The 10,522-nt window shown below is 68.0% G+C and carries 7 protein-coding genes and 3 pseudogenes; 5 read left to right on the top strand and 5 right to left on the bottom strand.

The features are described from left to right. The 4 genes and pseudogenes from D471_RS41755 to D471_RS0112225 all read left to right on the top strand — a co-directional run. Positions 1-143: pseudogene (locus D471_RS41755) on the top strand (fumarylacetoacetase); the annotation flags it as partial. An 83-nt stretch (positions 144-226) separates the two neighbouring features. Beyond that, positions 227-508 (top strand): annotated as a pseudogene (locus D471_RS34085) (pyridoxamine 5'-phosphate oxidase family protein); the annotation flags it as partial. Positions 509-943: 435 nt separating this feature from the next. Then, positions 944-1,804 carry a hypothetical protein gene (locus D471_RS37630; RefSeq protein ID WP_017598880.1) on the top strand — a complete coding sequence of 287 codons (861 nt, stop codon included), beginning with the start codon at positions 944-946 and terminating at the stop codon, positions 1,802-1,804. A gap of 132 nt (positions 1,805-1,936) precedes the next feature. Then, the gene (locus D471_RS0112225; RefSeq protein ID WP_017598879.1) at positions 1,937-2,317 is read left to right on the top strand and encodes a VOC family protein; all 381 of its coding nucleotides are present in this window, start codon (positions 1,937-1,939) and stop codon (positions 2,315-2,317) included. A 161-nt stretch (positions 2,318-2,478) separates the two neighbouring features. On the opposite strand, the gene D471_RS0112220 is transcribed toward D471_RS0112225, so the two are convergent. After that, positions 2,479-5,538 (bottom strand): nSTAND1 domain-containing NTPase, encoded by a 3,060-nt coding sequence (locus tag D471_RS0112220; RefSeq protein WP_338045333.1) that lies wholly within the window; start codon positions 5,536-5,538, stop codon positions 2,479-2,481. A gap of 1,210 nt (positions 5,539-6,748) precedes the next feature. On the opposite strand from D471_RS0112220, the gene D471_RS41315 reads away from it, so the two are divergent. After that, a complete protein-coding gene (locus D471_RS41315) occupies positions 6,749-6,889 on the top strand; it encodes a hypothetical protein (protein WP_206538938.1) in 141 nt (46 codons plus the stop codon). Between the two features lie 286 nt (positions 6,890-7,175). Here D471_RS41315 and D471_RS0112210 read toward each other — a convergent pair whose 3' ends face one another. From D471_RS0112210 to D471_RS34075, 4 genes and pseudogenes are all read right to left on the bottom strand, one after another. After that, complete coding sequence (locus D471_RS0112210; protein ID WP_026127653.1) at positions 7,176-7,625, bottom strand: carboxymuconolactone decarboxylase family protein; 450 nt, start codon at positions 7,623-7,625, stop codon at positions 7,176-7,178. 49 nt (positions 7,626-7,674) lie between these two features. Next, positions 7,675-8,871 carry an aminotransferase class V-fold PLP-dependent enzyme gene (locus D471_RS0112205; RefSeq protein ID WP_169548890.1) on the bottom strand — a complete coding sequence of 399 codons (1,197 nt, stop codon included), beginning with the start codon at positions 8,869-8,871 and terminating at the stop codon, positions 7,675-7,677. Then, positions 8,864-10,183, bottom strand: a complete 1,320-nt coding sequence (locus tag D471_RS0112200; protein ID WP_017598874.1) for a pyridoxal-phosphate dependent enzyme — start codon at positions 10,181-10,183, stop codon at positions 8,864-8,866. Before D471_RS0112200 ends, D471_RS0112205 begins: the two co-directional genes overlap by 8 nt. Next, a pseudogene (locus D471_RS34075) lies at positions 10,180-10,522 on the bottom strand (hypothetical protein); the annotation flags it as partial. The pseudogene D471_RS34075 and the gene D471_RS0112200, both read right to left, overlap by 4 nt.

Here is a 10,522-nt window from a genome sequence, read left to right as displayed (position 1 = left end):
GCCCCCTGCGGCTGGCGGACGGTACCGAGCGCACCTTCCTGGAGGACGGGGACGAGGTGGTCATCACCGCGACCGCGCCCGGCCCGGACGGGTCCCGGGTGCACTTCGGCGAGGTCAGCGGCCGGATCCTGCCCGCCCGCTGACCCCACCGACCGCTGACGCGGCCCCGCGCACCCCTTCGGGGGCGGACGTGCGCGGGGCCGCTCCCGCGCCCAGCGTGTGGGGGATGACCACCCCCTCCGGTGCCCAGTCGCCACATCCCTGCGACGTCGACGCCTTCCTCCAGCGCCCCCTGGTCGCCCGGGTGGTCACTATCAACTCCGTCGGCGCTCCTACGGTCAGGCCGGTCTGGTTTCTGTGGGAACGGGGTGTGCTGTGGTGGATCACGGGTTCCTACGCGGTCATGGCCAAGCACCTGAAACGCGACCCACGAACCTGCGTGGTGGTGGACACCTGCGACCTGGAGCGCATGGAGTTCCTCCAGGTGACCATGCACGGAGAGGCCGAGCACGCACAAATCCCGCTCACTGTGCGAGGCCGTAGTGCTTCCTAAACAGCCGTGTCCGATGGCGGCCACGTCCTGTGCCGAGGAGCCGTGGTTCACTACCGTCGTCTTCATGTAGCCCTCACCAGGAAATCGAGGCTCGCCATGGAAGGCCCAGAAGAAGACGACCCCCCCGAGGGAAGAAGACCCGAATCCTCAGCTTCCCCTTTCCGCGCCCGGAAGGTGAGGAGAACCTTTCGCGTTCGGTCTTGGAAGCGCTCACGAAACCCGTTGACGCGCCGGTCGCCCCACCGGCCGGGACGTGATTCGAACGGCGCACGGGCGCGGCGTGACGAGGGCGGTCCGAACACCTTCGATGTCCTGTGGGAGAGGTTCTTTCCCGAAGGTCGCGACGCGCCGAGGCGGGTCCGTGTCCGGGCTTGGTCGATTTCCCTGGCAGTGGCCCTCCTCATCACCCTGGGGGGCTTCGCCGGTACCTTCGCCTATGACCTCTGGTCCACGGAGGCTCGACTTCGCGAACAGCGGGATGCGGAAAGGGCGCTCGACGCGGACAGTCCACCGTTCACCGGTTCCATCACCTACGACACCGACCCTCCCGAAAACTTTGAAATCGTCTTGGACCGGCCGTTGACATCGAACGAGGTGGAGACGCTCCGAAAGCTCACCTCCTATGAGGCCTGGGATTTCCTGGAACCCTTGGGCGGTCGCCTGATCCCGGAATTCTCCGCGGGACGTCTCGGACCGGCGGGCGGGTGGTCCTGGGAACCGGATCCGACTCCCAACATTGGTACGGCCGTGTTCACCATGACCCTTTTGTCGTCACGTCGCTCCCAGCTGAGCATCGTGGATATGACCCCTGTCGACATCTCGTGCACCGACCCGACGGCCACGACCTTGGTGGAGTTCGAGTCGGCCGGCCAGGCCACCTATCCCGGTGTCGCCGTGGACCTCACCGATGACGATCCGACGCTGCTCATCTCCGACGAGGGGTTCGATCAGGGCTGGCCCTACTTCGCCCGCAGACGCATCGACCTCGGCGGCGGCCTGGAGCCGGGCGGTCTCCGTGTGGAGGCGGCGACAGCGGGACAGACCTGCGAATGGGGACTCCGGGCGCGCTACATCGATGCCCGGGAGAATACCGATGAGGTCGTACTCCGCGACGGCGATGAGCCGTTCTTCGTGGAGGCCTCCCCGGAACGGCCCGAACAACACTGGATCGTATTGATCGCCGCCACGGCTGAAGAGAGAATCGTGGCCTGCCACGAGACCCCGGATGCCGATGAATGCCGCTATGACTAGATTCCGTGCACGAAACAGCTATCTCAGAGGATACCGTTCGGGCGTCGCAGGGTTTTCTGGAGATCCGGTAGTGCGCCTGGGATTCGCGTGTGGCCTCCCTGGTAGTTTCCAGAATGAGAGGGGATTCCGTTCATGGCATGTCGTATCAGTGAGTTCGTGCTCGGCTGTCGGGACCCCGAGGTGCTGGCGCGTTTCTGGTGCGAGGTCTTGGACTTCGTTGTACTCGATCGAGAGGACGGCGCAACGGCGGAGATCGGCCCGCGCGAAGGCTTCGGCGGTCCGCAGCCGACGAGCATCCTCAGTCGCAGGGACGATCCGGAGCCGGGGAAGGCCCGGCTGCGCATCGGCGTCGACGCCATCGACCGGGATCAGGGCGCCGAACTGGAACGCCTCCTGAAGCTCGGGGCGCGCCCGGCCGATATCGGCCAGACGGAGCAGGAGCAGTGGCATGTCCTGGCCGACCCCGGAGAAAATGAGTTCTGCCTGCTCAAGGCTCGCCTCGGCCCACTCTGAACGGTCATTGGTCACGCCTGGACATAGGCTCCCTGGGAACTGCCGCGAAGTCTTGCGTGACGAGCGTGTCGTGATCGTGAAGTGGCCGAGAGGTCTCCGGTGGAGGGTTCATCAGGGTAGAAGAACTCGAACACCGGAGACCTCGTGTCCACCCTCGCAGTTCAGCCTGTGGGGGAAAACGGGCACGCGGGACCGTCCGTCGGTGCGGGGAGGTACCGAGCGCGTTCCTCCGCCGTGAAATCCCGGCCGAGGGCGGCACAGATCTGCGTCATGGCCTCCTCCGGGCCCGGAACGTGGGCGCCCCACACGCGCACCGCGCTCTCTTCGTTCATAGCGGCCAGGAGGGATCCGTCGGGACTGAATGCCAGTTGAGTCAGCGTATCGCCGTGCCCGATCAAGGTGCGCCTCTTCTCTCCGGTGGCCGTGTCCCATAGGTGGACGGTGCCTCCGGGGGTGCTGGTGGCGAGGATGGTTCCGTTGGGACTGAACGCCATGGGATGCTCCATGCCCTCCTCAGCGGCCAGGGTGTGGCGGCGTACACCGGTGGCCGTGTCCCATAGGTGGACGGTGCCTCCGGGGGTGCTGGTGGCGAGGATGGTTCCGTTGGGACTGAACGCGGGTGCACGCAGATCGTCGCCCTGTGCCTTCAGGGTGCGGAGTTTCCTGCCGATGGCCACGTTCCACAGATGAGCCGCACCGTTTTTGTCGATGGTCGCGAGTGTGGTGCCGTCCGTGCTGAGCGCCGAATCGAGAACCCGTTCCTCGCCGAGAGCGGAGGTATGGCGCTCCTTACCGGTGGTCGCGTTCCACAACCAGACTGAACCGTACTCGTGAACGATGGCGAGAGTGTGGCCGTCGGGGCTGAAGTTCACGTCGAACGATTCGCCGGCGGTACTGAAGGCGGGCTCGAACGTCTCGGTACCGCGCCCGGTGAGGGTGTGGCGTTTCTCCCCGGTGACCGCATCCCACAGGTGGACGGTGAACTCGCCATCGGTGTCGGTGGTGACCAGTGTGGCTCCGTCGGGGCTGAGGAAAGGAAATCTCCGGTCTTCATGACCGGCGACGGTGCGGCGTTTGTCGCCGTTGACCACGTCCCACACGTGCACCGCGCCGTCCGGGGTGACAGTCGTGAGGGAGGTGCCATCGGAGCCGAAGGCCACTTGCCGCGACCAGTACTCCGACTCTTCGTCGAGGTCGAAGATCTGGTGTTCCTCTTCGCTGGTGGCCGTGGTCAACAACTGCGCGGTGTCACTCTCGAAGCTGCCGGTCGCGAGGCCGGTGCCGTCGGGTTGGAAGGCGAGGTCGGTTACCCTGCCGTGGTCGTCGGTGAGGGTGTACGGCTCATGGTCGGAGGCCGAGTCCCACAGTCGAAGTCTCCCGTCGCTCACACCGTAGACGAGGGTCGTGCCGTCTGGAGCAACCGCCACCGAGTCGATCCAGACGCCGCCCGCGGCGCGAGTGAGGACTTCCGTGCCAGTTTCCGCCTCCCATAGCGACAGGGCGGCGGCCGTGTTGGTGACGAGGGCGTCGCCGTCGGGGCCGAAGAGCACGTCGTGTACCGGATATCCGGTGCCCACATCGAAGGTACGGCGTTCCTCCCCGGTGGTGGTGTCCCACAGTCGCACCGTACCGTCGGCGCTGCCTGCGGCGAGCGTGGTGCCGTCCGGGCTGAACGCGACATCGAACACTTCTTCGCGGTCGCCGGTGAGGGTACGGCGCTCTTCGCCGGTGGTGGTGTCCCACAGTCGCACCGTACCGTCGGCGCCGCTCGTGGCGAGTGTGGCGCCGTCCGGGCCGAACTCCACGGCATGCACCGCGTTCTCGTGTCCGGTGACGGCGTGGAGTGGCTCGCCGGTGGTGGTGTCCCACAGTCGCACCGTACCGTCGGCGCTGCCCGCGGCGAGCGTGGCGCCATTCGGGGCGAATTCGACATCGGTGATCCAGCCATAGCCGTGGAGCAGAGTGTTCAGTCTTTGCCCGGTGGCCGTGTCCCATAGGTGAACATCGCCTCGGTCGGTGCCTGTGGCGAGGATGGCGCCGTCGGGGTTGAAGGCTACCGACCCCACCCCATCGGCGTCGGTGTCGAAGCTGCCCATAAGGCGTGCTCCTGCGGCGCTATAGAGGCTTGTACGGGCTTCCACGGTGGGGCTGGTGCGGTACGCCTGGACGGCCAGGAGGGAGGCGAGTTCGAGGTCGGAGCCGAACAGCGCCTCGGACCGGGCGGCCAGTTGGCGGGACTGCGCGATGAGCACGGACTCACGCTGGGAGAAGTACAGGCCGGCCACGACGAGTGTGAGGACGAGTAGACCTGCCAGGACCGTTTCGCGCCGAAGGACACCGTGCACCGGCGGCCGGTGGCGCTCCCCGGGACCAGCGGTGAGGAACGCGGTGAGGCCTCCGATCTGCTCGTAGGCGTCGCGCGTCAGGCGGCCGTCCACGCGGCGTTCCCAGAGTCGGCTCAACACCATCGCCAGGGGTGGGAGGAATGTGGCGGGTACCCGCTGATCCGGGGCGGAAGCACGATGCAGGTCATCGATGATCTCCTCCGGTAGACCGTCCTCGACCCGGGCACCCACCGCCTCCGCGGGACGGGTGATGATGGCCCGGAGTTCGGCGTCGCTGAGGGTGGCGGGCATGTTGACCAGTCCGGGGAGCGCGGCGCCCAACAGTTCCGGACAGCGGGATGCCAGGCGCGGATACGCGTCATCGCGCATGACCAGGAGAAGGTGGACCGTCGGATGGTCGCTCGTCAAGGTTGCCAACTCGGCGGCCACGTCCGGGGCCGTGGACTGGGCGAGGAAGTCCTCGAACCGGTCGATGATCAGGAGCAGGTGATCATGATCGGGTTCACGCGCAAGGCGGCGTTCGGCCGCGTGCCCGATGCCCTCCCCTGCGGCTCCGGGCAGGCCGGTCTGATTCAGTTCGGCCACCAGGTCTCGACCCGGCCGGGTCGAGACAGCTAGCCAGCGGTCGCTGTCGGGAAGGAGACCGTCAGCCAGGGCCGGTAGCACCCCTGCTTGGACGAGAGACGACCGGCCACTGCCCGATGGGCCGACCAACAGCACCAGCCGTCGACGACGTAACGCGGTGAGCACCTCATCGACCACCGTTCCCCGACCGTGGAACCACGCGGAGTCCTTCGTGGTCAACTCATCCCGCCCGCGGTACGGATATGTCCGCTGCCCGGCCGGTTCTTGCCCGTCATCTCGGTCTGTCGACATCGCATCCACCTCCACCTCTAATCGATTCGCATCTCTGTGCCCGTTCTGTGGTCGGGCGGTGCGCTTTCGTCTCAGGATGCGTTAACGGCAAAAGACTTGTCCACCGGTGCTGCGTGACTATCGAAATCACCTCGATAAATGCTTCTATTGCGAGGGCACGCATCGAGATTCGGGCAAAGGCCCGAGTGGGACCGTAGCGCCACCGTGGCGAACACCGGTACCGGTCGAGTCGGGTCGTCGGTGCACCACGGTCTTCGACCAGAGTGCTCAGTTATCGTCATGTGTGGGCGAGGTGATCCGATCGCTGGAGGATGCGGTCCGATGGGACGTGGGCGGGTCGGGGCGCCTTGAATTCGAGGCACTGCGCGTTCTCGCTGCATGTGGCGTTGGCGAAGATCTTCGCGGGGCCGCCGAGTACGGGGAATCGAGTCGAGCAACGGGAGCGTCCATTCCACGAACGTGAGTGACGAGGTTGTTCTCACGTTGTCAGTTGAGTTGTCTTCTCGACACGTCCTCCGACGCCCGTAGAGTCCTTTCGGTCCCCCGGTGGCGTGTTCGAAAAACGAACCATGTCCAGGGCAGGTGTCGCACCTGCGGGGATCCGTCCGTTTCCTTCGGCGGGTGGTGGACGCGGCGCCGCAACCGTCTGGCCGTACACCGCGCCCCCGACAGGACACTCGCCTGCGACACGCGAGGGCAAGCAAGGTCTCGATCCCCCGATGCGGCTTACGAGGTTCCCCGCACCGTCTTCGACCCGACTCTGCCCTAGGAGACGCTCGACCGCCTTCGCGCGCCCACCGTCGAGATCCGGGAGGTGTCGTAAGGGGACCGGCCACGACTCCTGCGCACACGTCGGAAGCGTCTGATCTCCGGCGGGGTGACCTTTACCCTCACCCTGGTCGCGATGACCGTGTGCGATTGCGCCCTTGCCCGGTCGATGCTCGCCATCGCGGTGGGCTTTGTGGGTCTGTTCCTCGATATTCCGCCGCGACTGTCGCAGGGCGGGTTCAAGGGGGGAGGTGACGATCCTCGCCTTCGGACTCATATGGTCCCTGTGGAGGGAGGGATGCGCAGTTTCGGGATCGCCCTCCTTCCCTTCCTCCTCGTCCGTGTACTTCGTGCCCGTGGACCGGTATGTCGCTCCGGCCGATCTCGGGTACGGGGAGTGGGAGAGACTCCGCCGGATCTCGGGCTTCGACGCCGGGCCGGCTTGCGTGAGCAGGAATGGATCGTCGCGCGGGACCTAGCCCGGATCGCGCTGCTGCACGAGGAGGTCGAGCGGATGCGGATCGAGGCCCGTCGGACGTGGTGCTCACCGCCTGATGGGAGTGGGAGCAGCTCTCCCGGTTGAGCGGAGGCGTCGTGGACGACATCGACCTGATCGCGCGCAGCGGCTCCGAGCCCGTGGGACCCCTTCCGTACGACCTGCGCGGTCAGTGATTGCTGACCGCGTTCGAGAGGTCCACGAGGGCGCCGTCCGGCTGATCTCGGCGGTCAGGGATGGCAGGGGTTCGGATGACCTCATCGACAATGAATCTACGTCGTAAAGGGGCCGTTCGGTTTGCCACACCACATGACGCGAACGGGGACGCGCCCGGCGAAGACCTCGGCCGCGCCCCCGACGCACACGCCCCAAATCACTCGGGCCGACGACCGACCGCCACGTCCACCTGGTTCACCGCGTTGGCCGAGGCGATCGAGAACAGCAGGTGCGCCAGCTCGCCCTCACTGAACCGCGCCCTGGCCTCCTCCCACACCGCGTCGGGCACGGGTCCACGGCCGGTGACCGTCATCGCCTCGGTCAGCTCCAGAGCCGCCCGCTCCTTGGGCGTGAACAGGTCGGTCTGCCGCCACACGGTGATCGCGTGCAGGCGGCGGTCGCTCTCGCCCTTCCCGGCGGCGGCCGCCGTGTGCACGTCCACGCCGTGGGCGTTGCCGTTCAGCTGGGCGGCCCGTACCAGGACGAGTTCGGTCAACAGGGGGTCGAGGAATCCCACCGCCTTGTCGTGCAGGGCGGCCAGGGCGGTGTTCAGCTGGGGAGCCACCTGGCGGGGCTCCATGCGGGGCTCGTAAGCAACGTCACTCATGGTGGAGAGAGTAGCGCGTTGGGTAGTTTTCTGGGAGTGGTTTCCATGTTCACAGTTCCCGAAGGACCGCCAACAGCCCGTCGACCTCTTCGACGGTGTTGTACACGTGCAGGCTCACCCGCACCGACCCGTCCCCCGGCTCCGCCCCCGCCTGGCAGTGGCTGTCCGAGCGCACCATGAACCCGTGGCTGTACAGGACGAACCCCAGATCGCCCGAGTCGATCCGCTCGTGCCGGAACGCGACGATCGACGCGCGTCGCTGCACGGGGGAGTCGCCGGCCAGACTCAGCTGGCACCCCAGCACCTCGAAGGCGGCCAGTTCGAGCAACCCCTCGGTCAGCCGGGCCGCCAGCCCCGCGCACCAGCGGTCGATCCGCTCCAGCCCGGCCGCGTCCAACCAGTCCAGCGCCGTCGCCAGGCTGGCGATCCCCACCGTGTTCGGTGTGCCGTCCCACCCGCTGGGGGAGAACCGCGGCCCCCGTGCCCGCCGCGCCCACACCGCTCCCGTTCCGGGCAGGGCCAGCGCCTTGTGCCCGGAGAAGACCACGAAGTCCACGTCCAGCTCGGCCACCGACACCGGCAGGTGGCCCACGCTCTGCGCCGCGTCCAGGCAGACCACCGCGTCCGGGCCGACCGCCTCGCGCACCCGGTGGACGTTCATGTCGCCCCCGTAGACGTGGTGCACGTGAGTGAGCGCCACGAACCGCGTCCGGGGCCCGACCACCCCGGCCAGCGCTTCGGTGTCGTAGTCACCGGACCCGGCCTGCCTCGGCATCTCCACCACCCGCACCCCGACCCCGCGCCGGGCCAGCGCGTCGCGCGCCTCCAGCCACGGCGACAGGTTGGCCTGGTGGTCGGCGAACGGCGCGACGATCTCGTCTCCGTCATCGAGGAGCTCCGTCAGCCAGTCCAGGGCGATCCTGCGCAGCCCCTCGGTCGTTCCGCTGACGAAGTGCACGGATGACCGCCCGGGTTCCGGATCGCCGAGGAACGCCTTGACCCGCTCGCGGGCGCGCTCCACCATCGCCGTCGTCGCGTTGGCCCAGGGGTAGGTGCCGCGCCCCGCGTTGGCGTTGCCGCCCACCAGGTACTCCCGCACCGCCTCCAGCACCGCGCGCGGCTTCTGCGACGTGGCCGCGCTGTCCAGGTAGGCCAGGTCCGGGTGGGCGGTGATGATCGGGAACTGCTCACGCAGGGACCGCTGCCAGTCCGTGAGGTCCTCCCACGACCGCTCCACCTCAATCACGCACCAACGGCGCGCCCGCGTCGCGCCAGGCGATGATGCCCCCGGCCAGGCTGTGCACGTCGGTGTGGCCCATCCGCGTCAGCAGGGCGGCGTAGCGCGCCGACTGCTCGCCCACCGGGCACGCCAGCAGGACGGGCTGGCGTGTGCTGAACGGCAGCCCCGCGCGCAGCATCTCGTCGAAGAGCTCGTCCACGATGTTGACCGACCCCTCGACGTGCAGCGCCGCGTAGGCGAACGGACTGCGCAGATCCACCACCAACGGCCGCTCCTCCGCGATCCAGGCGCGCGCCTTCGCCACGTCCAGCGCCGGGGCGGCGCGCACCTCCTCCTCGGTCAGGCTCGCCACCGAGTTGGTTTCGGGTGGCCGGTGGAACAGGTCCGGGCGCAGCCGCCGCACGTAGCTGAGGTAGCTCTCGCATCGGTCGCACACGATGAACACGGCGCTCGCCCGCCCGGTCAGCGTCGGGTCGACCCCGCGCAGGTGGCGCACGGCCCCGAAGTAGGCCGCGCCGCCGGTCGGTCCGGACAGGATCCCGCACCGGCGCACCAGCGTCAGCATCCCCTCGACCGCGTCCTCGGCGCTGACGTCCTCGATCGTGTCGTACACCTGCGGGTCGAACAGTCCCACCTCGTGCACCTCGTCGATGGTGCGGATGCCCGGGATGAAGTCGGACTTGGACCCGACCAGCCCGATCACACGCGTTCCCGGGTCGTGGTCGCGCAGCACCCGCGCCACACCGGTGGAGGAGCCCGCGGTGCCCACGCACGCCACGAAGTACTCCGGGGCGCGCCCGTCCAGGTCGGCGACGATCTCCGGCCCCGTCCCCGCCGCGTGCGCGTCGGCGTTGCGCGGATTGAAGTACTGGTCGGTGTGCAGGTGGGCGCTGTCGGGAGCGGACAGCTCCTGGTGGATGAGGGTGAGCGGGTCGTCGGTCAGCGTCGGGTCCAGGCACTCGGTGCGCCCGGGCAACTCCTCGATCCTCGCGCCCAGCAACAGGAGCAGGTCCTTGATCTCCGGCACCCGCATCCGGTTGGTCACGCTGCGGAACGGAAGACCGTGCATGCCCGCGATGGCGGCCAGCGCCTTGGCGGTGTTGCCGCTGGACAGCTCCACGACCGTGGCGCCGGATCGCTGGGCCCGGGCCAGATCCGGGCGTGCCATGTTCCACGCCGCCCGGTCCTTGACCGACCCGAACGGGTTGAGCATCTCCAGCTTCGCGTACAGGTCGATGTTGCGCAGGCCGTGCACGGCGGGGTCGATGCGCACGAGCGGGGTGTCGCCGATGGCGTCGGTGATGTTGTCATACCTCACGCCGACCTTCCTTCCGAACGCGGGACCGGCCAGTATTCCTCGTCGAGCGTCCACCGCCAGCGCCCCGGCGCCCCGCCGACCGCGACCTTGCGCGCGGGGGGCTGGCGTTGGGCGTGCGTGGCGGCGAAGTCCATGCAGTAGCCCGCGGTGTTGGCGAAGGCCAGGAGGTCGCCCGGCCTGGGAGGGCGGGGCAGGAAGACCTTGCGCCGGGTGATCAGGTCGCTCTCCAGGCACAGGCTGCCGGTGAGGAAGACGCCGACGGGTTCCTTGGCTCCGGAGGGATCGGCGGGTCCGGTGCCCTCCCCGTCCAACAGCAGTGGATCGACGAGCACGCCGTGG

Source organism: Nocardiopsis lucentensis DSM 44048 (assembly GCF_000341125.1).
In the GTDB taxonomy this organism is placed as follows: domain Bacteria; phylum Actinomycetota; class Actinomycetes; order Streptosporangiales; family Streptosporangiaceae; genus Nocardiopsis; species Nocardiopsis lucentensis.
The sequence above is the reverse complement of the archived record's forward strand: the minus strand, read 5'-3'. Positions and strand labels throughout refer to the sequence as shown.